Below are 26,133 nucleotides of genomic sequence, written 5' to 3'. Positions count from 1 at the left end.
TCTTGGCCGCGTCAGCGACCGGCGTGCTGGGGGGCCTTCCAGCGGGCGATGCCGCGGGCCACCAGGTTGAGGATCATGACGAAGGCGATGAGGACCAGGGCCGCGGCCCAGGCGCGGTCGTAGGAGGCCTCGGAACCCTGCTGCCACTGCTGGAACACGTACAGCGGGAGCGACTGCTGGGCGTCTTCGAAGGGGTTGTTGTTGATCGTCTTCGCGCCCCACACCAGGAGCAGGACCGGGGCGGTCTCACCGGTGATGCGGGCGATGGCGAGCATCACGCCGGTGGTGATGCCGCCGATCGACGTCGGCAGGACGACCTTGAGGATGGTGCGCCACTTGGGGACGCCCAGGGCCAGCGAGGCCTCGCGCAGCTCGTTGGGGACGAGCTTGAGCATCTCCTCGGTGGAGCGGACCACGACCGGCATCATCAGGATGGCCAGCGCCATCGAGCCGGCGAAACCGGACGGGCCGAAGCCGAGGATCAGGATCCACACGGACAGGATGAACAGGCCGGCGACGATCGAGGGGATGCCGGTCATCACGTCGACGAAGAAGGTGACGGCCCGGGCGAGCCGGCCGCGGCCGTACTCGACGAGGTAGATCGCGGTGAGCAGACCGACCGGCGCGGCGATCAGGGTGGCCAGGCCGACCTGCTCCAGGGTGCCGATGATCGCGTGGTAGATGCCGCCGCCGGGCATGGCGTCCGGCAGGGTGCCCATCGAGTGCGACAGGAAGTAGCCGTCCAGGACCTTGCTGCCGCGGGCGACGGTCTCCCACAGCAGGGAGGCCAGCGGGACGACGGCGAGCAGGAAGGCGACCCAGACCAGGCTGGTGGCCAGCCGGTCCTTGGCCTGCCGGGTGCCCTCGACGGCCGCGGACAGCACGAAGGTGCCGGCGATGAACAGCAGGGCGGCGATCAGGCCCCACTGGATGGTGCTGTCCAGTCCGGCGGCCAGCCCGATGCCGCAGCCCGCGCCGACCGCGACCAGCGCGAGCACCGGCGGGGTCCAGCGGGGCAGCCGGGCCTGCTTGAGGGAGACCGGGAGCGGGGTGTCGCCACTGGCGACCGTACGGCGGTCGGTCATGACGCTCATGCCGTTACCTCGCTTCGCGAGGTATCGCATGCGCGAGACACGCACCTCTCGATGATTCGTTCGCTGCGCTCACTCATGCGGCGGCTCCCGAGTACTCCTTGCGGCGGGCGATGATCAGGCGGGCCGCGCCGTTGACGAGCAGCGTGATCACGAAGAGGACGAGACCGGAGGCGATCAGGGCGTCCTGGCCGAACTGGTCGGCCTCGCTGAACTTGCTGGCGATGTTCTGCGCGAACGTGCCGCCGCCCGGGTCGAGCAGGCTGGCGCTGATCAGGAAGCTGGGCGAGAGGACCGTGGCGACGGCCATGGTCTCGCCGAGCGCGCGGCCGAGGCCGAGCATGGAGGCGCTGATGACGCCGGAGCGGCCGAAGGGGAGCACGGCCATCCGGATGACTTCCCAGCGGGTGGCGCCGAGGGCCAGTGCGGCCTCCTCGTGCATCCGCGGGACCTGGAGGAACACCTCACGGCTGACGCTGGTGACGATCGGCAGGATCATGATCGCGAGCAGGATGCCGACGGTGAACAGCGAGCGGGCGGCGCCCTGGGAGTAGCTGAAGATCCCGGTCCAGCCGAGGTAGTCGTCCAGCCAGCTGTAGAGGCCGGACAGGTGCGGGACGAGGAACAGCGCGCCCCACAGGCCGTAGACGATGCTGGGCACGGCGGCGAGCAGGTCGATGACGTAGCCGAGCGGCGAGGCCAGCCTGCGCGGGGCGTAGTGCGAGATGAACAGCGCGATGCCGACGGCGACCGGGACCGCGATCAGCATGGCGATCACCGAGCTGACGACCGTGCCGAAGGCGAGCACCGCGATGCCGAACTTCGGCTCGGTGCCGGTGGCGTTCCAGTCGAACGTGGTGAGGAAGTCGGCCTTGTCGCCGGAGATGGCGAGCACGGACCGGTAGGTGAGGAAGACCGCGATGGCGGCCATGATCACCAGCAGGGCGATGCCGGAGCCCCGGGAGAGCCCGAGGAAGATCCGGTCGCCGGGGCGGACGGCCTTGCCCGAGACGGGGGAACGCACGTCTTCGGGTGGTGGCGGGTTGTCGGCTATGGACGAAGCAGTCATGGATTCTCCGGTCTGCGGAGTCCGCGGGGGACTCCAGGTGCGGCGGTGCACCGGACGGGCGGCGGCCCGGAAGGGGCCCTCGTCAAAGGGCCCCTCGGGTCGTGTGGCGACGGTCGGGCCGCCACCCGGGGTTGGTCAGGAGAGCGTCTTGACGGTCGCGCGGACCTTGTCGGCGATCTCGGTGGGCAGCGGGGCGTAGCCGAGGGCCTTCAGCGCGGCCTGGCCGTCCTTGCTGGAGACGTAGGTCAGGAAGGACTTGGTGGCCGGCAGGGTCTCGGCCTTGTTGCCCTTGTCGCAGGCGATCTCGTACGTCACCAGGGTGATCGGGTAGGCGCCCTCGGCCTTGGTGGTGTAGTTGAGCTGCAGGGCCAGGTCGTTGCCCTTGCCGACCTGCTTGGCCTCGGAGATGGCCTTGGAGGCGTTGTCGACCGTGGCCTCGACCGGGGCCTTCGCGCCGGTGTTCAGCTTGACCGTGGGGATCTTGCCGGCGGTCGCGTAGGACAGCTCGAAGTAGGAGATCGCGCCGCTGGTCTGCTTGACCTGCGAGGAGACGCCGGCCGAGCCGGACGCCGCCTGGCCGCCGGTGCCCTCCCACTTCTTCGCCGGCTCGTGCTTCCAGTCGCCGGGCGCGGCGCCCTTGAGGTACTTGGTGAAGTTGTCGGTGGTGCCCGAGTCGTCGGAGCGGTGGAAGGCCTGGATCTTCAGGTCCGGCAGCTTGGCGCCCGGGTTCAGCTTCTTGATCGCGGCGTCGTTCCACTTGGTGATCTTCGAGTCGAAGATCTTCGCCAGGGTCGGGGCGTCCAGGACCAGGTTGTCCACGCCGGGGACGTTGTAGCCGACCGCGATCGGGCCGCCGACCATGGGCAGGTCGACGGCCTGGCCGCCCTTGCAGACCTGCTTGGACTTGGTGACCTCTTCGGGCTTGAGGGCCGAGTCGGAGCCCGCGAAGGCGGTCTGGCCCTGCAGGAAGGTGGTCACGCCGGCGCCGGAGCCGGTCGGCTGGTAGTTGATCTCGGTGTCCTTGCAGGCGCCCGAGTAGTTCTGCACCCAGACGTCCATGGCGTTCTTCTGCGCGGAGGAGCCGGACGCGAGCAGCTTGCCCTTGCCCTCGCACTTGATGTTCGCGGACTTGGCGGAACCGCTGCCACCGCTGCCGCCGGTGGTGTCGTCGGAGCCGCACGCCGTCAGGGCCAGGGCACCGGAGACGGCGAGAGCGCCAACGGCGAGGGCGCGAACCCGGTTCTTGCGCTGAAGCTTCACTGTCGGGAATTCCTTCCTGGGGCGCGCCGCATCGTCGGCGTGCGAGGTGGTGTGCTGTGTGGTGACCGCCGTGGGGGTGCGGCTGAGGCTTGTTCTGCGCCGTGTCGCGCTTGCCTTCCGGGCATGACGCGCACTCGGTACGGCCGAAATTAGGCAGATGAAGTGAAGCGACCGATGGAGGAGAGTGAACGCACGGTGAACCTCGGCCATCGGCTGGGTGCGTGGAAAGAAGTGCTCGCGCACCCGTACTAAAGGGCCCGTCGCTCTGTTGAATTACCGGCCGGTATGGCAGCATCCGCGCCGGAGAGTTGACGCGAATCGGTGCGGAACGACCGGAGGTGGCTGGTGGGGAGCCAGGGGGCACGGCAGGGCGTTCGGGACGTACGGGGTGAACGGCGTGAACTGGGCATAGAGGGCGAAGCGGCCGGGCCGGCCGTCGCGGGCCGCCGGCTGGCGGTGTGCACCGCCGTCGTCCTGTGTGTCACGGGGCTGCTGGGTGCCACGGCGTCCACCGCGTACGCCGACGACCCGAAGGACCCGCCGGCGGGCTCCGGGCGGGCCTCGGGGGCCCCGGACGACGCGGACGCCGGCGCCCGCCACCTCGACGACGTGCGCAAGAGGATCGACGCCCTCTACCGCCAGGCCGAGCAGGCCACCGATGCCTACAACGCCGCCAAGGAGCAGGTCGAACGCCAGCAGAAGGAGATCGTCAAGCTGGCCCGCACCATCGACCGCACCCAGCACGACCTGGCCGCCCTCAAGCGGCAGGCGGGTGCCCTGGCCAGCGCGCAGTACCGCGGCGGCGGGCTGCCGGCCGAGGCGAAGCTGTTGCTCAACGCCGACCCGGAAGCGTTCCTCGACAACGCCACCCTGGCCCGCAAGGGCCAGCTGGCCGCCAAGCGCGTGATCGGTCAACTCGGCCGTCTCCAGGGCGATTTGCAGAACTATTCCCACGCCGCGACCGACCGCTGGGAACGGCTGGAGGCGAACCGCAAGAAGAAGGACAGCGCCCGCAAGGACATCGAGAAAAAGATCGACGCGGCAAAGGAGCTGGAATCCCGGCTGGCCGCGAAAGAAAAGGCCCGGCTGCAGAAGCTGGAGGACGAAGCGGCCTTCCGGGAGCAGCAGAAGTGGCTCGACTCGGGCGTACTGGACGAGATCAGCAACAATGCGTCGGCGGCCGGCCGCAAGGCGATTTCCTACGCCACCGCACAACTCGGCAAGGATTACGTGTGGGGCGCCGTGGGCCCCAACACCTTCGACTGCTCCGGGCTCACCCTGCGGTCCTGGCAGCACGCCGGGCGGACCATTCCGCGGACCTCGCAGGAGCAGTGGCGGCAGCTGCCGCACGTCGCCGTCCGGGACATGCGGCCGGGCGATCTGATCATTTATTTCTCCGACGCCAGCCATGTCGGGATGTATCTCGGCGACGGCGCGATCGTGCACGCCCCGCGGCCCGGCCGGCAGGTGACGATCGCCGGGGCCGGCTCGATGCCGATCCTCGGGGTGGTCCGGCCGGACGGTGACCCGCATGACGCGGATCACGTCCGCGATAAATGACCGGATTGTTTCCTCTCCGAGAGTTGTCGGCTTGTCGCCGATTGCACTCAAGCGGGGTGATATTCGTCATTCCGCATTCCCCCCGGCCCAGGTCAAATGCCTTATCGGCCGCGGCATATGACGATGGCCGATTGCCGACGGCCATTCCATACCGCTCCGTTCTGGCGCTATGGTCGCCTCTCAGTGCCCGGTGCGTGCCCGTTCGATCGACCGACGAGCGGAGCTCCAGCCGGCACCGTGGTGCGCCGGTCGGCGCCCATGCGCCCCTCGGGGGGAGGGAAGGAAGCAGACCGATGCCCGTACCCGTACCGCACCAGCGGACGGTCGTGCTGCCGCACCAGGCAGGACCGGTGGACGACGCCTGCGCGCGGACCGCGCGGGTCGCCGGCACGCCGGGCGCGGGGGACCCGACGGACCGGGGCCCGGACGCCCCGGAAATCGAACAGCGACTTTCGGCCGATCACGGCCCGGCGCAGCAGGGCCTGACCCTGCTCCTCATCGGCGAGGACCCCAACAGCCACGTCCCCGAGATGTGGGACTGGGCCGGCCGCAAGGTACGGCTGCGCACCGCCCGCAACCTCACCGAGGCCGAGCGGCTGCTCACCGACGACGTGCACTGCATCCTGCTCGACCTGCCGCCGGCCGAACCCGCCGACCGCGCCGCGGGCGAGCGCGGCACCGCCCCTGGCACCGTCCCTGGCGACGCCCTGGGCATGCTGCGCGACGTCCTGCGGATGGCCCCCTCGCACGCCGTCCTCGTCCTCACCTACGAGACGGACGCCGAGCGCGCCGCCGACGCCGTGCGCGTCGGCGCCCAGGACTACCTCTTCCGCGACGAACTGGACGGTGCGGTCCTCAGCCGCGCCGTGCGCTACGCCGTCGAACGCAAACGCGCCGACCTCGCCCAGCGCCAGCTCACCGAATCGCGGATGCTCGCCCAGGAGAACGCCCGGCTGGAGCGCGGCCTGCTGCCCACGCCGCTGCTGGACGGCTCCGACCTGCGGTTCGCCGCCTGCTACCGCCCCGGCCGCAGCCGCGCGCTGCTCGGCGGCGACTTCTACGACACCGTGCGCACCGCCGACGGCACCGTGCACGCCATGATCGGCGACGTCTGCGGCCACGGCCCGGACGAGGCCGCCCTCGGCGTCGAGCTGCGGATCGCCTGGCGTGCGCTGACCTTCGCCGGGCTGTGCGGCGACGAGCTGCTCGCCACCCTCCAGAAGGTGCTGGAACACGAGCGCGCCGACGACGAGATCTTCGCGACGCTGTGCACCGTCGACATCTCCGCGGACGGCCGCCGCGCCGGACTGTGCCTGGCCGGCCACCCCGCGCCGCTGCTGGCCCGGGCCGGCGAGCGCCCGCAGCTGCTGCCGTACGAATGCGGCGGCCCGGCGCTCGGCCTGCTGCCGGAGGCCCGCTGGCCGCGCCGCCAGGTCGAGCTGGGCGGCTCCTGGAGCCTGATGATGTACACCGACGGCCTGATCGAGGGCCGGATCGGCGAGGGCAACCAGCGGCTCGGCCAGGAGGGCATGGCGGAGCTCGTCGGACGGCAGATGGAGTCCGGCCTCCAGGGCGACGCCCTGCTGGACGCGGCCGTCCGGGAGGTACGCGACCTCAACGGCGGCGAGCTGACGGACGACGTGGCCGTGCTGTTGCTGGACCGCCACTGAGCGGCTGGATCAAGGGGGGCGGGACCGGGGCCCGGCACGCGGCCGGGCTGCCGCGGTCGCCCGCGGGGTCGCTCAGCGCCCGCCGTTGAACGGCCCGTACGGCCCGTCCGAGCTGGAACCGCCGCGCCGCGGCCCGCGGCCGCCGCCGCCGGATACCGCACGCAGCGCCGGCCGGACGTCGACGGTGTAGACGATCACCGCGATCACGCCGATGATCGGCAGGAACGACATCACCGGCAGGATGAACAGCAGGGCCGTGGCGATCGCCAGGAAGATCAGCCACATGCCCTTGGTCTGCTTGCTCGCCGCGCGGTAGGCGTCCTCGCGGCGCACCGCGGCGTCGATCAGCATCACGGCGGCATAGATGCCCAGGGCGAGCTGCGCCCAGCTCAGAATCGACTGGAACCCGTAGATCAGCACGCCGTCCTCCGCCCGTTCGCCTGCCGTGTGGTCTGGTGCAGTGGTCTCGCTGCCCGGCCCTCGGGGCCAGGGGGCTGCTGGCTGCGGCCCGTGCCGCCCCACCGTACCCGCACAACGGGCCGGGCACGCCAGGTGTGCCCGGCCCGGCCGTGATCCGCGCCTCAGCGCGCGGTACGCGGCCGTGCGCTCACTTCGCGGACGGCGGGGTGCTCTTCTTCACCGGCGCGGGCGCCGGCTTGCGCTGCGCGACCGGCTTCTTCGCCGCGGCCGGCTTGTTCTGGGCCGAGGGGGTGGCCTTGGCGGACGGGGTGGCCTTGCTCGCCGTCCTGGAGCCGTTGGCCGTGCCGGTCTTCGCGGTGCTGCTCTTGGCGGCGGGCTTGGCGGCCGGCTCCGGCTCGATCGCCACCGCGACGTCCTCGGTGCGGTTGGCCACCTCGCCGCGCCAGGTCGCCACCGCGCCCCGGCCGCGCTCGGCCAGCTCCTCGTAGCCCTCCCGGGCCTTCACCGCGGTCTCGGCGACCCGGCCGACGCCCTGCAGCGCCAGCTCCTGCGCCTGGTCGCGGAACTTCTTGAAGTCGCCGTCGAGCGACTCCAGTAGCTCGGCCAGCTTCTCCTGCGCGTCCTTGGCCTGCTTGGTGACCAGCGCCTGGACCTCCTTGGGATCGGTGCTACGGACGGAATCGAGGCGCTTGGGCGCCTCGGCCTTGAGCCGCTCCACCAGCTGCGGCACCTCGCCGAGCTTCTCGGCGGCCAGATCGATGGTGCCGGCCACGGCGTACAGCGGGGTGGCGTCGGTCAGGACCTTGCGGAGCTCATCGGTGTTGATGGCCATGACGTGGTTCCTCCTGGAACGAATCGGTTGCTCAGGTGGCGTGCGGGCCGTCGTCGGCCTCGGTCTCATGGGCGTCCGCTTCGCGTCCGTCCGCATGGCCGCCCGCTGCCCGGTCCTCGCGGCTGACGAGCCCGTTCTCCTTGCGGAAGGACTCGTAGATCTGCAGCAGGACCTGCTTCTGTCTCTCGTTCAGCGCCGGGTCGGTGAGTATCGCGGTCTGCACCTCGACCCCGTCCAGACCGCGCCGCTCATCCAGGATTCCGGCCTGGACGTACAGCGTCTCCGCGGATATCCGCAGCGCCTTGGCCAGCTGCTGGAGGATCTCCGCACTGGGCTTGCGCAGGCCGCGCTCGATCTGGCTGAGGTACGGATTGGACACCCCGGCGGCATCCGCGAGCTGCCGCAGGCTCAGCTGCGCGGTGCGCCGCTGCTCCCGCAGGAACTCGCCGAGATTGCCGACGTTGAGTGATGCCATACGTCGATGGTGCCTCGCCGTGCTAACTATTGCAAGCAAGCGCTAGCAAAAGTGGTACGTGCGGGAGGACAGCGTTCGACGGCGGACCCGGTCGTTCAGGCTTCCTTGTCAGCGCACCTGGTCGCTCTTCGGCCCGATGCCTTTGGTCCTGGTCGGGGTTCCGTCCGGGGCGAACGAGTCGTGGAAGGTGAAGGCGTGCGGCGCGGAGCCGTGGTCGCGGAGGTGCTCCAGCCGGGAAACCCCGTCCTGCCAGGTGGGTATCACGTCGTCGGGGACCCACCAGAACACGTAGTTCGGGTGTTCCGTCCTCTCGAACCAGTCGTAACGCCTGTTCAGCGCCGCACGGTGCAGGCCGGTGTAGACGGCGTCGAAGGCGGAGCGCGGGTCGGTCCAGAGGGAGAGGGTGGCGGCCAGGGCGGTGGTTTCCGCCGTACGGCCCTTGCCGTACCAGGTCGGTACGGCGAACTCTCCCCATGCACCCCAGTCCGCCCCGAAGAGCAGGCCCCGGTCACCGTCTGCCGCTTCGGCATGTGCGAGGTACCCGGGGTGCTGACTGATCTTCCGGTAGACGGCCTCGCCGATGTCGTAGAACTCGTGCGTGAGAGGTGTGGGATCGGCGAGAGGTGACTTCAGGACGCCGAATGTGTACAGCGCGAGATGGGGCATGCGTCTCTCCCTGGTTGGGGGTGCCTGGTGTGGACCCGGTTCGGCGGCTTACGCACGAAAGAAACCCCTGCGCGACCGTGGGCAACCGCCGAAGACCAGGTGAAGGTAGCTGCCTGTGCGGGCCCTGTCGAAGTTGCGTTTTTCCTGTCCAAGTGGCTTCCCGCACCGGCCATTTGCGGGGGCTGGGTGACTGGGTTCGCTGTCGAAGGACAGCGAAACCAGGACGCACACCGGTCGGGAAATGGCACCCACACCGACCCACACCGGTCAGGAAACAAGAAGCACGGCCCGCCGCCCGCCCGTAGCGTGAGCTGCAGGTCGCAGTACCGCAGCCCCGCAGCCCCGCAGCCCCGCAGTACCGCTGTTCCGCAGTTCCAGCAGATGGAGAGACCGATGAGCATGGCCCCGAGAGCGGACGCGCAGTCGTCGGCGCCGCACGTTGCCGACCGTCACGAGTGGATCCGCGTGCACGGCGCACGCGTGAACAACCTCAAGGACGTCAGCATCGAGATACCGAAGCGCCGGCTGACGGTGTTCACCGGCGTCTCCGGCTCGGGCAAGAGCTCGCTGGTGTTCGACACCATCGCCGCCGAGTCGCAGCGGCTGATCAACGAGACATACAGCGCCTTCGTGCAGGGCTTCATGCCGAATCTGGCCCGGCCCGAGGTCGACGTCCTCGACGGGCTGACCACCGCGATCGCCGTCGACCAGCAGCGGATGGGCGGCGACCCGCGCTCCACCGTCGGCACCGCCACCGACGCCCACGCGATGCTGCGGATCCTCTTCAGCCGGCTCGGCCGGCCGTACGTCGGCCCGCCCGGGGCGTTCGCCTTCAACGTGCCCTCGGTCAGCGCGTCCGGTGCGATCAAGGTGGAGCGCGGCGCCAAGAAGGCGGAGAAGGTCACGTTCAACAGGGTCGGCGGTATGTGCCCGCGCTGCGAGGGCCGCGGATCGGTCTCCGACCTCGACCTCACCCAGCTCTACGACGACAGCAAGTCGATCAACGAGGGCGCGTTCACCGTCCCCGGCTACACCGGCGGCGGCTGGAACTCCCGGCTGTACGCGGAGTCCGGCTTCTTCGACCCGGACAAGCCGATCCGCACGTTCACCAAGCGGGAACTGCACGACCTCCTGCACCGCGAGCCGACCCGGATGAAGATCGCGGGCATCAACATGACCTACGAGGGTCTGATCCCGCGCATCCAGAAGTCGATGCTGTCCAAGGACAAGGAGGCGATGCAGCCGCACGTCCGGGCGTTCGTGGAGCGTGCGGTCACCTTCGCCACCTGCCCCGAGTGCGACGGCACCCGGCTCGCCGAGCACGCCAGGTCCGCCAAGATCAAGAAGCTCTCCATCGCGGACGCCTGCCGGATGGAGATCCGGGACCTGGCCGACTGGGTGCGCGGGATCGCGGAGCCGTCGGTGGCGCCGCTGCTCACCGCGCTGCAGCAGACCCTCGACTCGTTCGTCGAGATCGGCCTCGGCTACCTCTCGCTCGACCGGCCCGCGGGCACCCTCTCCGGCGGCGAGGCGCAGCGCGTCAAGATGATCCGCCACCTCGGCTCCTCGCTCACCGACGTCACGTACGTCTTCGACGAGCCGACCGCGGGCCTGCACCCGCACGACGTCCAGCGGATGAACGGCCTGCTCCTGCGGCTGCGGGACAAGGGCAACACGGTGCTGGTCGTGGAGCACAAGCCGGAGGTGATCGCGATCGCCGACCACGTCGTGGACCTCGGCCCCGGCGCCGGCACGGCGGGCGGCACCGTCTGCTTCGAGGGCACCCTCGACGGACTGCGCGGCAGCGACACCGTCACCGGACGCCACCTCGACGACCGCGCCGGGCTCAAGGACTCGGTGCGCGAGCCCACCGGCACCCTGGAGATCCGCGGCGCCACGGCGAACAACCTGCGGGACGTCGACGTGGACCTCCCGCTCGGCGTGCTCTGCGTGATCACCGGCGTCGCGGGCTCCGGCAAGAGCTCCCTGGTGCACGGGTCGATCCCGGCCGCGGAGGGGGTGGTGGCGGTGGACCAGACACCGATCCGCGGCTCCCGGCGCAGCAACCCGGCGACGTACACCGGACTGCTCGACCCGATCCGCAAGGCGTTCGCCAAGGCCAACGGCGTCAAGCCGGCGCTGTTCAGCGCCAATTCCGAGGGTGCCTGCCCGACGTGCAACGGCACCGGCGTCCTCTACACCGACCTGGCGATGATGGCCGGCGTCGCCACCCCCTGCGAGGACTGCGAGGGCAAACGGTTCGACGCGGCGGTCCTCGACTACCACCTCGGCGGCCGCGACATCAGCGAGGTGCTCGCGATGCCGGTGACCGAGGCCGAGGAGTTCTTCGCCGACGGCGAGGCCCGCACGCCCGCCGCCCACCGGATCCTGCGCCGGCTGTCCGACGTCGGCCTCGGCTACCTCACCCTCGGCCAGCCGCTCACCACGCTCTCCGGCGGCGAACGGCAGCGGCTCAAACTGGCCACGCACATGGCCGAGAAGGGCGGTGTCTACGTCCTCGACGAGCCGACCGCCGGCCTCCACCTCGCCGACGTCGAGCAGCTCCTCGGCCTGCTCGACCGGCTCGTCGACTCCGGCAAGTCGGTCATCGTCATCGAGCACCACCAGGCGGTCATGGCGCACGCCGACTGGATCATCGACCTCGGCCCCGGCGCCGGCCACGACGGCGGCCGCGTCGTCTTCGAAGGCACCCCGGCGGACCTGGTCGCGGGCCGCGCCACCCTCACCGGCGAACACCTCGCGGACTACGTCGGGGGGTGACGGGGGGCGGGCAGAACGGCCGGGACCCTCGCGGGGGCGTGCAGGGGGTCGTGTGGAGGGGGCCGTGTGGTGGGTTCGTGGCACGGCTTCCCGAAGTCTCCAAAACCGCCCGTGACCTGGGCAAATGCTCGATAATGGAGCCCTGCCGACAGATCACGACAACAGGAGTGAACCCTTGGCCACCACCCCTGGCACCACCCCTGACACCACCCCGGAGACCCGGCCGGAGACCCGCCCGGACGCCCCCGCCGCCGGCGCCCGTTTCTCGCCGCTGCAGGACCTGATGTACGGCCACATATACGCCGACGCCGTGCGCGCCGTCATCGTGCACCGCATCGCGGACCTCTTGGCCGACGGCCCGCGGACCGCCGAGGACCTGGCCGAGCGCTCGGGCACGCAGGCCGTACCCCTGCGCCGGATCCTGCGGATGCTCGCCACCCGCGGGCTGTTCCGCGAGGAGGACGGGGCGTTCGCCCTGACGGAGAGCGGGACGGGCCTGTGCGCCGATGTGCCCGGCTCCCAGCGCGCCACCGCCTTGCTGTTCACCGACGAGATGTTCCGCCGGTCCGCCGAGAACATCGCCGACACCCTGAGAACCGGGGAGCCCGGCTTCGAGACCGCCTACGGCGTCCCCTTCTTCGCGCACCTGTCCGCCACGCCCGACAAGAGCCGGCTCTTCGACGCCGCGATGACCTCGCGCACCGGCCAGGCGAACGAGGACATCGCCGGCGCCTACCCGTTCCCCGACAGCGGCACGGTCGTGGACGTCGGCGGCGGCCGGGGCGGCCTGCTCCGCGAGGCCCTCACCCGTTCCCCGGGCCTGCAGGGCGTCCTCTTCGACCGCCCCGAGACCGTCGCCGACCACCTGCTCGACACCGAAGAGCTCGACGGTCGCTGGCGCACGGAAGGCGGCGACTTCTTCACCGCCGTACCGAAGGGCGGGGATCTCTACCTGCTCAAGAACATCCTGCACGACTGGCCCGACGAGGACTGCCTGCGCATCCTGCGCACCATCCGCCGGGCCGTGACGCCCGGCACGCGGCTGCTCGTCATCGACGCGGTCCTGCCCGCCGACGGCTCCCCGCACCCGGCCCTCGCCCTCGACATCGTCATGCTCATGGTCGTACGGGGCCGCGAACGCACCGCCGCCGAGTTCGAGGACCTCCTCACCCGCTCCGGCTTCCGCCTCCGCCGCATCCTGGCGACCCGCGCGATGTCCTCCGTCATCGAGGCCGAGGCCACCGGCGAGGCGGTGCCGGACTAGGACGCGGTGCCGGACTAGGACGCGGCGCCGGACTAGGACGTGGTGCCGGACTAGGACGTGGACAGCGCGGCGAGCGCGGTCCGGTAGGCGTCCAGGGCGGGGCGGGGCTCGCGGCCGAGGAACGTACGCAGCGCGTTCGCCTCTATGCCGGAGCCGTCCAGGAAGCCGCCGGCGATCGCCGAGTACGTGCCCACCAGCATCGGCACCTGATACGGCAGGGCCCCGCCGGACCCGGCGAGCGCCTCCCGGGCCGCGCCGAGCGAGCCGGGTTCGTACGAGCCACCCACCGCGTCCGCCAACTCGGCACCACCCAGCGCACGTTCACCCACCAGCTCGTACACCCGCCCGGCGTGCCGCGCCGGCTCGGTCGCCACCCGTGCCGCCACCGCCGCGAGGTCGGCACGGGCCACCGCGGCCAGCCGGCCCGCGCCCAGCGGTGCCGCGATCGTGCCGTCGGGCCCCGGGGCGGCGATGGCGGCGAGGAACTCGGCGTAGAGCCCGTTGCGCAGCACCGTCCACGCCAACGGGCTGCGCGCGAGGCGGCGTTCGGTCCAGCGGTGGGCCAGCGCGTACGCCAGGTGGTCGCCGTCGCCGCTGAGGCTGGTGTAGACGAGGTGCCCTACGCCCGCCTTCTCGGCCGCCGTGATCGCGGCGTCGTGACGGGCGATGACGACGTCGTCCTCGCCGTATCCGGCGGAGATGAGCAACAGGGTGTCCACGCCGGTGAAGTCGAGGGAGGACGGGTCGTCGAAGTCGATGCGGCGTTGGGTGGGTTGGGTGGCCCGGGTGGGGTGGATGGCGTTGGTGGCCTGGGGGGCGCCGGTGGAGTGGGTGGTGCCGGTGGCGGTGGACCCGTTGACGGCGGACCCGGTGACGGCGGAGCCGGGGGTGCGGGTGCCGAGGACAACGTCGTTCCGGTCGGCCAGTTCCGCGGCGACGAGCCGGCCGAGGGCGCCGTTGGCGCCGGTGATCAGAATCATGGGATCCCCCTCCTGAGCTGTGTGGTCCCATCATCGAGAGGGCAACCCGAGCGCGTAAGGAGGCACTTTGATGTCAGTAGGGCACACGGGGGTAACCACCTCGGCGGAAGCGGAAGCGGACCCGGAACCGGAATCGGAATCGGAATCGGGGTCGGAATCGGGGTCGGTCGGGCCCGTGATCGTGTGTGAGACACCCCAGGACGAGTGCGGGGTCCGGGACGTACTGGACCGGCTCGGGGACAAGTGGTCCGTCTACGTGGTGGTGGAACTCACCCCCGGCACCAAGCGGTTCAAGGAGTTGCAGCGCGCCATCCCCGGCAACATCTCGCAGCGCATGCTGACCCTCACCGTCCGGCGCCTGGAGCGGGACGGGCTGGTCAAGCGGACCGTGTACCCCACCGTCCCGCCCCAGGTCGAGTACGAGCTGACGGACCTGGGCCGCAGTCTCACCCACCTCGTGAAGGCTCTCGCGGACTGGTCGATCGCCCACCGCCCGGCCATCGCTGCCTCCCAGGCGGCCTGGGACGCCGCACACGCCGCACACGCCGCACACGCCACGCAGGACGCACACGCGGATCGCTGAGGTGCCATCGTGGCACCGGTTGACGTCGATTGGCGCTGGTCGGCGCTGGTCGGCGCCGTGATGGCGCCACTGTTGCGCCATGAAGCTTGCGGTGGCGCCACAGTGGTGCCATGATGGCGTCATGGATCTCACGCCGTACGTGGACAATCTCCGGCACGAGCTCGCGGTCGCCGCGGACGCCGGAGGTGACGAAGCCCGGGCCCTGGCCGAGCGGCTCACCGCACCATTGGAGTCGGCCGCCCGGCTCACCCTGCTCAACGCGCTGTCCGCGGCGATGGGCGAGGTCACCCGCGATCTGGCGCCGGGCTCGGTCGACGTACGGCTGCGCGGGCTCGACCCCGAGTTCGTCGTGACCCCGCCGCCGGGGCAGGAATCGTACGCGGATGCCGAGGAACAGGGGGGCGGGCCGGGCGGGACCCCGGCGGCGCCGGCCCAGGTGTCGACGGCCCCCGCAGAGGCGGAGGAGGGGGGCACGGCCCGGATCAACTTCCGGCTGCCCGCCCACCTCAAGACCCGGATCGAGGACGCCGCCGGCCAAGAGGGGCTCTCGGTCAACGCCTGGCTCGTGCGGGCCGCGGCCACGGCGCTGGAGCCGGGCGATCGCGGCCGTCCCGCCGCCCGCCGCCGTCATTCGGGTTCCCAGGGTTACACCGGCTGGGTCCGCTAGCTAGCTAGCCGGCCGTTCGGCGGCCCCTTGCGGCCCCTTGCGGCCCCTTGTGGTCCCTTGCGGCCCGCTGTCCTTGGCGGGTGCCGCGGGCTGCGTCCCTCCTGGGTTCCTCCTGGGTCGATGCTGCCGGGCGCCATGATGACACCACAGTGGCGCCACGCCATGCGCACGTACATCGCTGAGCCTCGCCGCACCTCGCCGCATCTCGCCCGCACTTCGCCCCGCCCCGTCCCACCCATCGGCGGGACACCGCCCCCACCCGCCACACCCACACCCACCCCGCCCACACCAAGAGGACGGAACAGCCATGCCTCATTTCGACTTCGACACGCCCGAACCGGTCTCCGCCACCGTCGAGTTCGACATCGGGACCGTCCGGATCATCGCCGGCAAGCGCACCGACACCGTCATCGAGGTGCTGCCCGCTGACGCGGCCGACGCCCTCGACGTACGGGCCGCGGAGCAGACCAAGGTCACCTGCGCGGGCGGAACCCTGCAGGTCAAGGGCCCTCGCAAGCGCTCCCTGTTCGGCCGGAGCGGTGCGCTCGACGTACGCATCGAGCTGCCCGCGGGATCGGAGGTCCACGGCACCTCCCCCATGGGGGACTTCCACTGCACCGGCCGCCTCGGGGAGTGCCGGATCAAGACCTCCTACGGTGACGTCCACGTCGACGAGGCCCACACCGCTTTCCTGCGGACCGACCTCGGCGACGTCCATGTGAGCCGGGTGACCGGGGACGCCGAGGTCATCGCAGCCGGCCGGATCGAGGTCGGGGAGGTCGAGGGCGCGGCGACCGTCAAGAACGGCAACGGCGCGACCACGATCGGGGAGGTCACCGGCGATCTGACGGCCAACTCGTCCAACGGCCGGCTCTCCGTGGGTGTCGCACACGGCGGCGTCGAGGCCAAGACGGCCCACGGGAGCATCCACATCGGCGAACTGGTACGGGGCCGCTCCAACCTGCTGACCGCCACCGGCGACATCGAGGTGGGCATCCGCGCCGCCACCGCCGCCTGGCTCGATGTGCATACGCGGCTCGGCGGGGTGCGCAACACGCTCACGCCGTTCGACGGCCCCGGCGCGGGTGAGGAAACGGTCGAGGTCCGTGCGCGCACGGGCGTCGGCAACATCGAGATCCGCCGCGCCTGATCACCGGACCTGATCACCGGACCGCTTCCCTCAACAGCGGTTCTCGCTACCGGTTCTCCTCGACGAAGTCCTCCACAACAGAACAGAGAGAGAAGGAAGTGACGTGACATGACGTCCACGCCCCCGATGACCACGGCCCCGATGATCACGGCCCCGGTGACCACCGCCCCCGCGATCACCGCCGCCGGGCTCACCAAGTCGTACGGCGACAAAACCGTCCTCGACGGCATCGACCTCCGCATCCCCGAGGGCACCGTCTTCGCCCTCCTCGGGCCCAACGGCGCGGGCAAGACCACCACCGTCCAGATCCTCTCCACCCTCCGCACCGCAGACGCCGGCCGGGCCCGCGTCGCGGGACACGACGTGCGCGACGCGGCCGACGCCGTACGGGCCGCGATCGGCGTCACCGGCCAGTTCTCGGCCGTGGACAATCTCCTCACCGCCAGGGAGAACCTGCTGCTCATGGCGGATCTGCACCACCTCGACCGCCGGGAAGGCCGTCGGCGCGCCACCGAACTCCTGCGCCGTTTCGAACTGACCGAGGCGGCCGGCAAGCCCGTCGCCACCTTCTCCGGTGGCATGCGCCGCAAGCTCGACCTGGCGATGACGCTGGTCGGCAACCCCCGGATCATCTTCCTCGACGAGCCGACCACGGGCCTCGACCCGCGCAGCCGGCGCACCATGTGGGACATCATCCGCGGTCTGGTCGCCGACGAGGGCGTCACCATCTTCCTCACCACGCAGTACTTGGAGGAGGCCGACCAACTCGCCGACCGTATCGCCGTATTGGACGGCGGGAAGATCGTCGCCGAGGGCACCGCGGAGGAGCTCAAGCGCCGTATCCCGGGCGGTCACATCCGCCTACGGTTCGCCGACGCGCACGCCCTCGAAGCGGCCGCCGCCCTCTTCGACCCCGGCACCGCCGGCTTCAACCCCTCATCCCCTTCCGGTTCCGGCTCCGGTTCCGCTTCCGGTTCCGTCGGCCGGGACGCAGAAGCGCTCACCCTGGACGTGCCCAGCGACGGCAGTGTCCCCGCCCTGCGCTCCGTGCTCGACGCGCTGGACGACGCCGCGATCGAGGCGGAGCGGCTCACCGTGCACACGCCCGATCTCGACGACGTCTTCCTCACCCTCACCGGCCCCGCCGCGTACGGCCCCGACGCCAACTCACAGAAGGAACAGACCCGATGAGCACGCTGTCCTACGCCGCGCGGGACTCCGTGACAATGCTGCGGCGCAACCTCAAGCATGCCCTGCGCTACCCGTCCATGACGGTGTCGGTCGTCGCGATGCCCGTGCTGATGCTGCTGCTGTTCAACTACGTTTTCGGCGGTGCCCTCGGCGCCGGTATCGGCGGCACGCCCACCGGTACCACCGACTACATCGACTACGTGGCGCCCGGCATCATCCTGATGGCGGCGACCTCGGGCGCGGTGGCCACCGCCGTCTCCGTCTGTGTCGACATGACGGAAGGCATCGTCAACCGGTTCCGGACCATGGCGATCTCCCGGGCCTCGTTCCTGACCGGGCATGTCGTCGGCAGCGTGATCCAGACGATGGTCAGCATCGCGCTGGTGGTCGGGGTCGCCCTCCTGATGGGCTTCCGGCCCGACGCCACCCCGGTGGAGTGGCTGGCGGCGGCCGGCATCCTGGCCCTGCTCACCCTTGCGCTCTCATGGCTGGCGGCGGCGATGGGTCTGGTGGCGAAAAATGCGGAAACAGCGAGCAATATGCCCATGCCGCTGACGTTCCTGCCGTTCCTCGGCAGCGCGATCGTCCCGCCGGAGTCGATGCCCACCGGGCTGCGCTGGTTCGCCGAGTACCAGCCCTTCACCCCGGCCATCGAGACCCTCCGCGGCCTGCTGATGGGCACCGGGATCGGCACGAGCGGCTACCTCGCCGTCGCCTGGTGCCTCGGTCTCAGCCTGGTCGGCTACCTGTGGGCGCGTACGGCCTTCAAGCGCGGCGTCGCACGCTAGCCGCCCGCGACACCCGCTGCCCACCCGCCGCGACACCCGCTGCCCACCCGCCGCGACATCCGCCGGGGCCCCTCACCTCACGAGAACTCCCGGAGCACCGCGGTGTACCGCCCCGCAACACACCACCCGTTACGGCACACCACCCCTCACCACAGGAGGACGAAGCCCCATGCACAACGAACCGCCGACTTCCCCCACCGGGCCCACATCGCAGCAGGGACCGGCACAGGAGCCGACCCGGAAACCGGCACAGGAGCCGACCCGGGAACCGGCCCGGGAACCGGAACCGGCCGCGGCGCAGGAACCGGCGCAGATGCCGGCATCCGCCCCCGTCACCCCCGCCCCCGCCCCCGCCTCAGCTCCCGCCCCCACCCCCGCCCCCCTCACCGACCTGCCCCTGACCCGCCCCACCGGCTGTCCCTTCGACCCGCCCGCCGAACTGGCCCGGCTGCGCGAAGAACAGCCGTTACGGCGGATGCGCTACCCCGACGGCCACGAGGGCTGGCTGGCCACCGGCCACTCCGCGGTCCGGGCGATCCTCGCCGACCAGCGCTTCAGCTCCCGCTACGAACTCATGCACCTGCCGATACCGGGCGCGCCCCCGTCACTGCCCCCGGCCCCGGTAGGCGACCTCACCGGGATCGACGCACCCGAGCACACCCGCTACCGGCGGCTGCTGATGGGGAAGTTCACGGTCCGCCGGATGCGTGAACTCACCGCCCGCGTCGAGGAGATCACCGCCGAGCACCTGGACGCCATGGAGCGCCGGGGCGGCCCCCTGGACCTCGTGGAGGCGTTCGCGCAGCCCGTTCCCGCGCTGATGATCTGCGAGCTGCTCGGGGTGCCGTCCGCCGACCGCGACGTCTTCCAGCGCCACACGGCCCTGGTGACCGACCACGGCGTCACCCAGGAGGAACGGGCGGCGGCCTATCAGGCGATCCAGGAGATCCTGCACGAACTGGTGGTGGCCAAACGGGACCGGCCCACCGACGATCTGCTCGGCGACCTGGCGCAGAGCGGCGAACTCAGCGACGAGGAACTCGCCGGCATCGGCACCTTCCTGTTGGGCGCCGGCCTCGACACCACCGCCAACATGCTCGCCCTCGGCACCTTCGCCCTGCTGACCCACCCGGAACAGCTCGCCGCGCTGCGCGCGGACCCGGAGCTCGCCGACCGGGCCGTGGAGGAGCTGATGCGCTATCTGAGCATCGCCGACATGGGGCTCCGCGCGGCCCTGGAGGACGTCGAGGTGGCGGGGCAACTGATCAGGGCCGGGGAGTCGGTGACCGTCTCGCTCCAGGCAGCCAACCGGGACCCGGCGCGGTTCCCCGCCCCCGACACCCTTGACCTGCACAGGAAGGCGACCGGGCACCTGGGCTTCGGCCACGGCAGCCACCAGTGCCTGGGCCAGCAGCTGGCCCGCGTCGAGATGCGGGTCGCCTTCCCGGCACTGCTCACCCGGTTCCCCACGCTGCGGCTGGCCGTCCCACCGGAGGACGTACCGCTGCGCACCGCCTCGAACATCTACGGCGTACACCGGCTCCCGGTCACCTGGGACGAGGACTGAGCCCTCCCCGGCACGTTGCCCGCTCCTGTGGTCCCGGCTTACGGCGGCGCACGCCGGGCCCGCCTTAGGAACCCCTCCCGGCCCGGCATCCCGCTCACTCCGGGCCGGTTGAGGGCCCCTTCCGGCCCGGCATCCGGCTCACTCCTTGAGCCAGAAGCTGGTGGCGTCGAGCCAGGCGTCGAGCAGCGCCTCATCACCGAGGACCTCGACGCCGGCACCGGCGCCCCCGGGGACGAACCGCCGGCCGTAGACGAACAGCAGCAGGTCGGCCAGGGGGCCTTGGGCGGTGGCGGTGGCGGTGGTCGGGCCGCCGCCGCGGCGCGAGGTGAGCGTGTCGCCGCCCAGACCGACCAGCCATTCCGCGCCGGCTTCGGGCGCCGTGTCGGTGGCCCGGAAGCACAGGGTCCGGCCGCCGGCCAGGAGGGCGGGCAGGTCGGGCCTGGTCTCGAATACGGGGGGCAGGTGGCCGAAGCTCATCCACTCGTCCAGGGCGTCGATGGCGACCTCGTCGTCCACGGTGAAATCCGCCCCGACGGCGAACGCCGCGTCCGCGCGGTGCACCACCGTCTCGTGGGTCATACGGCGGGCCCAGAAAACCGGCGTGCCACCGGGGGCCACGGTCCACACCGCGGCCTCCGGCCCCGCTGTCCGCAGCGCGTCCGCCAGTTGCCCGGCGCCCTCGGTGAGCCACGCGGCGAGTTCGGCCGGGTCCTGGTCCGTCGCGTCGGAGACGTTGTTGATCCGCTCCTCGGAGACCGGCCCCACGGCCCGGGTCCGGATGATCGTCTCCACCCAGCGATGCGTTTCGCCGAGGTGGCGCAGCAACTGAGCGAGGTTCCATCCAGGGCAGGCCGGTACGGGGGCGGACAGTTCGGCCCCCTCGACGTGGGACACCAACAGGGCCGTCTGTGCGACGATTTCGGAACAGTGACGGTCAAAACTCATCGAAGCCATCGAAGCCGTCGAAGGGGGCATGGCGCCACGATAGGACGCCACCGGACCGACCCTCACCTGATTTCCCACCGGCGGTCCCGCCGGACGGCGCGGGCACCCGCCCCGTACTCCCGCGCCCCCCGTATCGCCGCGTCTCTTACCCCCGCGCCCCGTATCGCCGTGTCCCCTACGCCCGCGCCCCGTACCCCGGCGCCTGCGTGCCGAGGCACACTCCGGGGGAGAACCCGCAAGGAGGCCCCGCGAGAAGGCCCCAGGAGAAGGCTCCGCGAGGCGACCCCGCGAGAAGGCCCTCAGGGAAGGCCCTCACGAAAGCCCTCTGGGCCAAGCAGCGCGGCGGCGCTATCCCGGCCGGGTCCCGACGATCACCGTGGCGTACAGCTCCTCCGAGCGGACGATCCGCGGGCGCAACCCCGCACCGGTGAACGCCTCGACGGCCCGCGGCGCCTGCCGTTCGCTCGTCTCGACCAGCAGATGGCCGCCGGGCGCCAGCCACTGCGGCGCGGCCCCGGTCACCCGGCGCAGCACGTCGAGCCCGTCCTCTCCGCCGTCGAGCGCCACCAGCGGCTCGTACTCACGGGCCTCCGCAGGCAACAGCGACACCTCTTCGGTGGGTACGTAGGGCACGTTGGCCACCAGGACGTCGACGCGGCCGCGGAGCCCCGGCGGCAGCGGGCGGAAGAGGTCGCCCTCGTAGACCTCGCCCCCGACGGGCCCGACATTGCGGCGGGCACAGCGCACCGCGGCGGGCTCGACATCGGCCGCGTACAGCTCCACCCGCTCCAGACCGGCGGCGAGTGCGGCGCCCACCGCTCCGGTGCCGCAGCACAGATCGACGACCACGGTGGGCCGCCGACGCGCCCCGGACTCCAGGTCGACAGCCGGGCGCCGCAGGTCGAGCGCCTGCTCCACGAGGAACTCCGTACGACGACGCGGCACAAAGACACCGGGGTCGACGGCGATCCGCAGCCCGCAGAACTCCGCCCAGCCCAGGACGTGTTCCAAGGGCTGGCCGAGGGCTCGGCGTTCCACCATGGCGGCGAGCTCGTCGGGCGTACGGGCGGTGTCGCACAGCAGCGCCGCCTCGTCCTCGGCGAAGACACAGCCGGCGGCACGCAGCCTGGCAACAACGTCCGTCCCCGGGCTGCAACTTGGGACCTGTGGTGAGAGGTCAGGACGAGACAAGGGTTCTGACGAAGTGCGTGAGGGGCCTGAAGGATCAGAGAACCGCGAAGAGTCAGCCGACCCTGAAGAGGCTGAAGAGGCTGAAGAGCCGGAAGTACCTGAAGAGCTGGAAGGAACTGAAGGGCTTGAGGGTCGTGACAGATGCTGTGGCGGCATGGGTGGTGAGCCTTTCGGGGCTGCCGAGGGCGGGCCTGGCTCACCTGTGCCGGAAGGTCACCTGAGGCGGTGGACCACGCGGACGGGAGACGGGCGCGCCTGCCTGGACTGGCGGGGTATCGGTCTCACCTCCTCGGTCGCTCCACTGCTGGGACGGCACAGATTACCTGACGGCGTGTGAGCGGGTGTCACCCGTTCGAACTGATTTTCAGGAAAGTACTTGTCAGAATGGAAAGTGCTTGGCACGCTGAAAACACGAAGCCGAAGAGCGTTCGTCGGGGGAGACGAATCCACGACGAGCCGCGACGAACAGCGACGAAGCAACGGCTGACCAACGGGGAAGTACGGGGACGTCAGGGGGGACTGACATGTCGGAGCAGGTATACGCATCCGAGGACGCGGCGGCCGCGCTGGCCCGCGCCAAGGAGTTGAGCAGTACGGTCCGGGCGAGCACGAAGTGGTCCGTCCGCTATCAGGTGATCTTCGGCTGCGGGTCCGGAGTGATGGTGCTGGCCCTCGGGTTGCTGGGACAGCCGTACGGAGTGGCGCTCAGCGCCATCTTCTGGTGCGCCACCGTGGGCGGACTGTCGGTGTACGCCGCCCGGCAGCGGGTCGCCCGGCGCGGCTTCGACCGCTGGCGCAACGGCCTGATCATGGCCTGGGGCCTGCTCTACAACGCAGTGCTGGTGCCGGGCATGATCTGGTTCCAGGGCGTCACGGCATGGTGGGTGGCAGGAGCAGCCCTGGTGGCCCTTCCGGGGCTGATAGGCGGATATGCGGAGGCCCGCCGGTGAGCACCTCGCGGCAGTCGCCCCAGGGAGCCCATCCGCGGCACGGGCTCGACGAGGTCATCCACGCGCCCGTCCGCTTCTCCATCGTGGCGACCCTGGCGCCCGCCGACAAGGCCGAGTTCGCCTTCGTCCGCGATACCGTCGAGGTGAGCGACTCGGTGCTCTCGCGCCAGATCTCCACCCTGGAGAAGGCCGGCTATGTCGCCGTCACCAAGGGATACGTCGGCAAGCGCCCGCGCACCTGGCTCGCCCTGACACCCGACGGCCGCGCCGCGTTCGCCGCCCACTGCCAGGCCCTGCGCGCAATAGCCGAGGGCACCGGCTGACGAGGGAGGCTACCGGTCGACGGGGACAGGTGACGGGTGACGCGCGAGAGGTGACGGGCGACGGGAACGGGTGACGGGCGAGCGGAGACGACCGCTGAGCCGGCACCGCACCCGTGACGCCGCGCCTGTGACTCCGCGCCCGTGGCTCCGCGCCCGTAACCCGGCGTACCTTGCCTGCCCGCGACGCGCTGGCACCGGCCTGGCCCCGCGACCTGGTCCGGCGACCCGGCACCGCAACCTTGCAAGGCCGACACCGGGTCCGGGGCCTCGGACGTGGACGGAGGTCGCGCCCGAGATCGATGCCGCCCCAACGCCGTGTTGACTTGGAGCGCACTCCAACTCCTACCGTCCAGACCGGGATTGATTGCACGACCAGCCCGTCCAGGAGGTACAGCACTATGACCACGACGACCATTCCCCCGCGCCAGCTCGGTGAGCTGGAGGTATCCGCGCAGGGCCTCGGCTGCATGGGGATGAGCCACGGTTACGGGGAGTCGGACGACGCGCAGTCGATCGCCACCATCAACCGGGCCCTCGACCTCGGCGTCACCTTCCTGGACACCTCGGACTTCTACGGCGCGGGGCACAACGAAGAGCTGATCGGCCGGGCCATCGCCGGGCGGCGGGACGAGGTCGTGCTGGCGACGAAGTTCGGGTTCGCCAACCGGCTCGGCGAGCCGACCGCGATCCGGGGCGACGCGGCATACGTACGGCAGGCATGTGACGCGTCGCTGCGGCGGCTCGGGGTCGACCACATCGACCTCTACTACCAGCACCGGGTCGACCCCCAGGTGGCGATCGAGGAAACCGTCGGGGCGATGGCCGAGCTCGTCGCGGCAGGCAAGGTGCGCCACCTCGGGCTGTCCGAGGCGAGCGCGGCGACGCTGCGCCGGGCACATGCGGTGCACCCGATCGCCGCGCTGCAGAGTGAGTGGTCGCTGTGGACCCGGGACTTGGAGCACGAGGTCGCGCCGGTCTGCCGGGAGCTCGGGATCGGCCTGGTGCCCTTCTCGCCGCTGGGGCGCGGGTTCCTGACGGGGCGCTACACCAGCGTCGAGGGGCTGGCCGAGTCGGATGTGCGCCGGACCCAGCCGCGGTTCGCCGACGGCAACCTGGAACACAACCTGGCCATCGTCGAGAAGCTGAACGAACTCGCCGCGCAGAAGGGAGTCACTGCCGGGCAGCTCGCGCTGGCCTGGGTGCAGCACCGCGGGAACGACGTGGTGCCGATCCCCGGCACCCGCCGGCAGAAGTACCTGGAGGAGAACATCGGAGCACTCGCCATCGAGCTCTCCGCCGAGGACCTCGCCGCCATCGACGCCGCGGCCCCGGCCGGCCAGGTCGCCGGAACCCGGTACGACGAGGTGAGCCTGAGCTTCGTAGACGGCTGACCGGTCGGGGGCGGGCGGGCCTCATCCGGCTCCGCACGCTGGTCCCGCAGTCTCTCTACGCCGGCGACATCACCTCGTAGAGGTTGCCGGAGTCGTCGGCGAAGAACAGGCCGCGGGGGCACAGCGGGTGGTCGGTCCGGCCGTTGTCCGGGGTGGCGGGGCCGTTGCCGTAGGGGATGCCCGCTGCCTCGATGCGGGAGAGGATCCCGTCGAAGGTCTCGGGGTCCACGTCGAAGGCGAGATGGTGGCCTTCGGCGTCCGGCACGGTCATGAAGTCGAGGGTGAGCGTCTCGTTGACCCGAACCGGCGCAAAATGCCCCAGCCGCCCGGCCGGCGGAAGCTCCGCCAGCCCCATGACCTGCGCAAAGAACCGAGCAGCCGCCCGGTGGTCAATGGCCGGAACGATCGTGTGGTTGAGGGTCACGGGCATGTGCGGCTCCTGAGAGTCGAGATCGGACGACCGCGGTCGCTGGTCGGTGTCGGGAGCGGTGTGCCCCGTTGGCCGGGGCGGGCGTTACGTGTGGTTGCCGGGGTGGGTGAGGGTGCCGTGGAGGAGGACGGTGATGAGTTCCTCGCTGGTCAGGGGGGTGTCGGCCTCTGAGACGGGGGTGGGGAGGCGGGTGAAGAGGAGGCCCAGGAAGGCACCGGCGACCTTCTCGGGGGCCAGTCGGAAGGCGTCCCGGTCCGGTTCGATCAGCTCGGTGACGGCTTGGCGTAGCGCGGCGGCGGACCGGGCCCTTGGGTCCTCCGGCGGTCCGTCCGTCTTGGCCCCGGCCTCCGGCGCGACGGTCCCGGGCTCGCGGCCGCGGCCGCGGAGGTGACCGGAGGCGTGCAGGGCGCCGACGACCGTACCGATCCGCTCCATATGGGCGCGCAGCGCCTCGGCCGCTTCCGTCAGCCGGGCGGCGAGCGGCTCGTCCAGGGAGACCGAGGCCAGTTCGCGCAGGACGTGGTCCGTGCTGACCGCCTCGCGGACGCAGGCGTCCAGCACCTCGTCCTTGTCCTTGAAGGCCCGGAAGATCGTTGCCTCGCCGATACCCGCTGCGCGGGCGATCTGGCTGGTGGTGACGGCCGCGCCGTACTCCGCCACCAGCGGCAGCGCGGCGGCCACGATCATGGCCCGGCGCTGTTCCACACTCATGCCGGGTGCGCGCCGGCGTGCAGGTTGTGGGGTCATGCGTCCAGGGTACGGAGTGAGTGCTCACTCCGTCAATCGTTCGCCACCCACGCCGGTCCGCGCGCTGCGCATGGTCGCCGTTCGCTCCTTAGACTTCTTGCAGCGGATGTCTTGCAGCTGATGTCTTGCAGCGGATTTCCTG

General features: G+C 71.0%; 25 protein-coding genes. 13 read left to right on the top strand and 12 right to left on the bottom strand.

What is annotated here, in order from left to right:
* Positions 1–11: 11 nt before the first annotated feature.
* The 3 genes from pstA to pstS form a co-directional block, all read right to left on the bottom strand.
* On the bottom strand, positions 12–1,094 hold the full coding sequence (gene pstA, locus ACZ7MX_RS08460; protein WP_472130487.1) for a phosphate ABC transporter permease PstA: 1,083 nt from the start codon (positions 1,092–1,094) through the stop codon (positions 12–14).
* A 73-nt stretch (positions 1,095–1,167) separates the two neighbouring features.
* Positions 1,168–2,160, bottom strand: coding sequence for a phosphate ABC transporter permease subunit PstC (pstC, locus tag ACZ7MX_RS08455; RefSeq protein WP_472130485.1), 993 nt, complete (start codon positions 2,158–2,160; stop codon positions 1,168–1,170).
* Between the two features lie 135 nt (positions 2,161–2,295).
* Positions 2,296–3,420: a phosphate ABC transporter substrate-binding protein PstS gene (gene pstS / locus ACZ7MX_RS08450; protein ID WP_472130483.1), complete on the bottom strand. Its 1,125-nt coding sequence runs from the start codon at positions 3,418–3,420 to the stop codon at positions 2,296–2,298.
* 345 nt (positions 3,421–3,765) lie between these two features.
* Between pstS and ACZ7MX_RS08445 the strand changes: the two genes are divergently transcribed.
* Positions 3,766–4,980: a C40 family peptidase gene (locus tag ACZ7MX_RS08445; RefSeq protein ID WP_472130481.1), complete on the top strand. Its 1,215-nt coding sequence runs from the start codon at positions 3,766–3,768 to the stop codon at positions 4,978–4,980.
* 293 nt (positions 4,981–5,273) lie between these two features.
* On the top strand, positions 5,274–6,650 hold the full coding sequence (locus tag ACZ7MX_RS08440; RefSeq protein ID WP_472130479.1) for a PP2C family protein-serine/threonine phosphatase: 1,377 nt from the start codon (positions 5,274–5,276) through the stop codon (positions 6,648–6,650).
* Between the two features lie 72 nt (positions 6,651–6,722).
* Here the strand turns inward: ACZ7MX_RS08440 and ACZ7MX_RS08435 are convergent, their stop codons facing one another.
* The 4 genes from ACZ7MX_RS08435 to ACZ7MX_RS08420 form a co-directional block, all read right to left on the bottom strand.
* A complete protein-coding gene (locus tag ACZ7MX_RS08435) occupies positions 6,723–7,070 on the bottom strand; it encodes a DUF2516 family protein (protein ID WP_030415896.1) in 348 nt (115 codons plus the stop codon).
* A 187-nt stretch (positions 7,071–7,257) separates the two neighbouring features.
* Positions 7,258–7,902, bottom strand: coding sequence for a hypothetical protein (locus ACZ7MX_RS08430; protein ID WP_472130477.1), 645 nt, complete (start codon positions 7,900–7,902; stop codon positions 7,258–7,260).
* A gap of 31 nt (positions 7,903–7,933) precedes the next feature.
* On the bottom strand, positions 7,934–8,377 hold the full coding sequence (locus tag ACZ7MX_RS08425) for a helix-turn-helix domain-containing protein (protein ID WP_030415894.1): 444 nt from the start codon (positions 8,375–8,377) through the stop codon (positions 7,934–7,936).
* A gap of 108 nt (positions 8,378–8,485) precedes the next feature.
* Positions 8,486–9,043 (bottom strand): DUF3291 domain-containing protein, encoded by a 558-nt coding sequence (locus tag ACZ7MX_RS08420; protein ID WP_472130475.1) that lies wholly within the window; start codon positions 9,041–9,043, stop codon positions 8,486–8,488.
* A 393-nt stretch (positions 9,044–9,436) separates the two neighbouring features.
* Between ACZ7MX_RS08420 and ACZ7MX_RS08415 the strand changes: the two genes are divergently transcribed.
* Both ACZ7MX_RS08415 and ACZ7MX_RS08410 read left to right on the top strand, forming a co-directional pair.
* Positions 9,437–11,824: an ATP-binding cassette domain-containing protein gene (locus ACZ7MX_RS08415; protein ID WP_472130473.1), complete on the top strand. Its 2,388-nt coding sequence runs from the start codon at positions 9,437–9,439 to the stop codon at positions 11,822–11,824.
* A 175-nt stretch (positions 11,825–11,999) separates the two neighbouring features.
* Positions 12,000–13,088 (top strand): methyltransferase, encoded by a 1,089-nt coding sequence (locus ACZ7MX_RS08410; RefSeq protein WP_472130471.1) that lies wholly within the window; start codon positions 12,000–12,002, stop codon positions 13,086–13,088.
* 50 nt (positions 13,089–13,138) lie between these two features.
* On the opposite strand, the gene ACZ7MX_RS08405 is transcribed toward ACZ7MX_RS08410, so the two are convergent.
* Positions 13,139–14,068, bottom strand: coding sequence for an NAD(P)H-binding protein (locus tag ACZ7MX_RS08405; RefSeq protein WP_472130467.1), 930 nt, complete (start codon positions 14,066–14,068; stop codon positions 13,139–13,141).
* Between the two features lie 70 nt (positions 14,069–14,138).
* Between ACZ7MX_RS08405 and ACZ7MX_RS08400 the strand changes: the two genes are divergently transcribed.
* From ACZ7MX_RS08400 to ACZ7MX_RS08375, 6 genes are all read left to right on the top strand, one after another.
* Entirely contained in the window at positions 14,139–14,651 is a 513-nt protein-coding gene (locus ACZ7MX_RS08400) for a winged helix-turn-helix transcriptional regulator (protein ID WP_472130465.1), read from the top strand.
* Positions 14,652–14,772: 121 nt separating this feature from the next.
* Positions 14,773–15,318: a hypothetical protein gene (locus ACZ7MX_RS08395; RefSeq protein ID WP_472130463.1), complete on the top strand. Its 546-nt coding sequence runs from the start codon at positions 14,773–14,775 to the stop codon at positions 15,316–15,318.
* Positions 15,319–15,625: 307 nt separating this feature from the next.
* Positions 15,626–16,468 carry a DUF4097 family beta strand repeat-containing protein gene (locus tag ACZ7MX_RS08390; RefSeq protein ID WP_472130461.1) on the top strand — a complete coding sequence of 281 codons (843 nt, stop codon included), beginning with the start codon at positions 15,626–15,628 and terminating at the stop codon, positions 16,466–16,468.
* 108 nt (positions 16,469–16,576) lie between these two features.
* Positions 16,577–17,659 (top strand): ATP-binding cassette domain-containing protein, encoded by a 1,083-nt coding sequence (locus ACZ7MX_RS08385; RefSeq protein WP_472130459.1) that lies wholly within the window; start codon positions 16,577–16,579, stop codon positions 17,657–17,659.
* The gene (locus tag ACZ7MX_RS08380) at positions 17,656–18,447 is read left to right on the top strand and encodes an ABC transporter permease (protein ID WP_472130457.1); all 792 of its coding nucleotides are present in this window, start codon (positions 17,656–17,658) and stop codon (positions 18,445–18,447) included. Before ACZ7MX_RS08385 ends, ACZ7MX_RS08380 begins: the two co-directional genes overlap by 4 nt.
* 313 nt (positions 18,448–18,760) lie before the next feature.
* Positions 18,761–20,014 carry a cytochrome P450 gene (locus ACZ7MX_RS08375; RefSeq protein ID WP_472130455.1) on the top strand — a complete coding sequence of 418 codons (1,254 nt, stop codon included), beginning with the start codon at positions 18,761–18,763 and terminating at the stop codon, positions 20,012–20,014.
* Positions 20,015–20,152: 138 nt separating this feature from the next.
* On the opposite strand, the gene ACZ7MX_RS08370 is transcribed toward ACZ7MX_RS08375, so the two are convergent.
* Positions 20,153–20,959 (bottom strand): maleylpyruvate isomerase family mycothiol-dependent enzyme, encoded by an 807-nt coding sequence (locus ACZ7MX_RS08370; protein WP_472130453.1) that lies wholly within the window; start codon positions 20,957–20,959, stop codon positions 20,153–20,155.
* A 348-nt stretch (positions 20,960–21,307) separates the two neighbouring features.
* Positions 21,308–22,150, bottom strand: a complete 843-nt coding sequence (locus ACZ7MX_RS08365; RefSeq protein ID WP_472130451.1) for a putative protein N(5)-glutamine methyltransferase — start codon at positions 22,148–22,150, stop codon at positions 21,308–21,310.
* A gap of 524 nt (positions 22,151–22,674) precedes the next feature.
* Here ACZ7MX_RS08365 and ACZ7MX_RS08360 point away from each other — a divergent pair.
* The 3 genes from ACZ7MX_RS08360 (at position 22,675) to ACZ7MX_RS08350 (ending at position 24,814) form a co-directional block, all read left to right on the top strand.
* A complete protein-coding gene (locus tag ACZ7MX_RS08360; RefSeq protein ID WP_472130449.1) occupies positions 22,675–23,100 on the top strand; it encodes a hypothetical protein in 426 nt (141 codons plus the stop codon).
* Positions 23,097–23,423, top strand: a complete 327-nt coding sequence (locus tag ACZ7MX_RS08355; RefSeq protein WP_472130447.1) for a winged helix-turn-helix domain-containing protein — start codon at positions 23,097–23,099, stop codon at positions 23,421–23,423. Before ACZ7MX_RS08360 ends, ACZ7MX_RS08355 begins: the two co-directional genes overlap by 4 nt.
* A gap of 398 nt (positions 23,424–23,821) precedes the next feature.
* Positions 23,822–24,814 carry an aldo/keto reductase gene (locus tag ACZ7MX_RS08350; protein WP_472130445.1) on the top strand — a complete coding sequence of 331 codons (993 nt, stop codon included), beginning with the start codon at positions 23,822–23,824 and terminating at the stop codon, positions 24,812–24,814.
* A 55-nt stretch (positions 24,815–24,869) separates the two neighbouring features.
* Here ACZ7MX_RS08350 and ACZ7MX_RS08345 read toward each other — a convergent pair whose 3' ends face one another.
* Positions 24,870–25,244 (bottom strand): VOC family protein, encoded by a 375-nt coding sequence (locus tag ACZ7MX_RS08345; RefSeq protein WP_030414774.1) that lies wholly within the window; start codon positions 25,242–25,244, stop codon positions 24,870–24,872.
* An 84-nt stretch (positions 25,245–25,328) separates the two neighbouring features.
* Positions 25,329–25,991, bottom strand: coding sequence for a TetR/AcrR family transcriptional regulator (locus tag ACZ7MX_RS08340; RefSeq protein ID WP_472130443.1), 663 nt, complete (start codon positions 25,989–25,991; stop codon positions 25,329–25,331).
* Positions 25,992–26,133: the final 142 nt, after the last annotated feature.

Source organism: Streptomyces sp. NPDC107765 (assembly GCF_055657085.1).
The sequence above is the reverse complement of the archived record's forward strand: the minus strand, read 5'-3'. Positions and strand labels throughout refer to the sequence as shown.

Bases quoted from the DNA above. Each gene is read 5' to 3' on its own strand.
- ACZ7MX_RS08415 (WP_472130473.1), top strand. From the start codon at position 9,437: ATGAGCATGGCCCCGAGAGCGGACGCGCAGTCGTCGGCGCCGCACGTT.
- ACZ7MX_RS08340 (WP_472130443.1), bottom strand. From the start codon at position 25,991: ATGACCCCACAACCTGCACGCCGGCGCGCACCCGGCATGAGTGTGGAA.
- ACZ7MX_RS08390 (WP_472130461.1), top strand. From the start codon at position 15,626: ATGCCTCATTTCGACTTCGACACGCCCGAACCGGTCTCCGCCACCGTC.
- pstA (WP_472130487.1), bottom strand. From the start codon at position 1,094: ATGAGCGTCATGACCGACCGCCGTACGGTCGCCAGTGGCGACACCCCG.
- ACZ7MX_RS08440 (WP_472130479.1), top strand. From the start codon at position 5,274: ATGCCCGTACCCGTACCGCACCAGCGGACGGTCGTGCTGCCGCACCAG.
- ACZ7MX_RS08420 (WP_472130475.1), bottom strand. From the start codon at position 9,043: ATGCCCCATCTCGCGCTGTACACATTCGGCGTCCTGAAGTCACCTCTC.
- ACZ7MX_RS08430 (WP_472130477.1), bottom strand. From the start codon at position 7,902: ATGGCCATCAACACCGATGAGCTCCGCAAGGTCCTGACCGACGCCACC.
- ACZ7MX_RS08345 (WP_030414774.1), bottom strand. From the start codon at position 25,244: ATGCCCGTGACCCTCAACCACACGATCGTTCCGGCCATTGACCACCGG.
- ACZ7MX_RS08400 (WP_472130465.1), top strand. From the start codon at position 14,139: ATGTCAGTAGGGCACACGGGGGTAACCACCTCGGCGGAAGCGGAAGCG.
- pstC (WP_472130485.1), bottom strand. From the start codon at position 2,160: ATGACTGCTTCGTCCATAGCCGACAACCCGCCACCACCCGAAGACGTG.
- ACZ7MX_RS08350 (WP_472130445.1), top strand. From the start codon at position 23,822: ATGACCACGACGACCATTCCCCCGCGCCAGCTCGGTGAGCTGGAGGTA.
- ACZ7MX_RS08360 (WP_472130449.1), top strand. From the start codon at position 22,675: ATGTCGGAGCAGGTATACGCATCCGAGGACGCGGCGGCCGCGCTGGCC.
- ACZ7MX_RS08380 (WP_472130457.1), top strand. From the start codon at position 17,656: ATGAGCACGCTGTCCTACGCCGCGCGGGACTCCGTGACAATGCTGCGG.
- ACZ7MX_RS08405 (WP_472130467.1), bottom strand. From the start codon at position 14,068: ATGATTCTGATCACCGGCGCCAACGGCGCCCTCGGCCGGCTCGTCGCC.
- ACZ7MX_RS08425 (WP_030415894.1), bottom strand. From the start codon at position 8,377: ATGGCATCACTCAACGTCGGCAATCTCGGCGAGTTCCTGCGGGAGCAG.
- ACZ7MX_RS08395 (WP_472130463.1), top strand. From the start codon at position 14,773: ATGGATCTCACGCCGTACGTGGACAATCTCCGGCACGAGCTCGCGGTC.
- ACZ7MX_RS08385 (WP_472130459.1), top strand. From the start codon at position 16,577: ATGACGTCCACGCCCCCGATGACCACGGCCCCGATGATCACGGCCCCG.
- ACZ7MX_RS08370 (WP_472130453.1), bottom strand. From the start codon at position 20,959: ATGAGTTTTGACCGTCACTGTTCCGAAATCGTCGCACAGACGGCCCTG.
- ACZ7MX_RS08375 (WP_472130455.1), top strand. From the start codon at position 18,761: ATGCCGGCATCCGCCCCCGTCACCCCCGCCCCCGCCCCCGCCTCAGCT.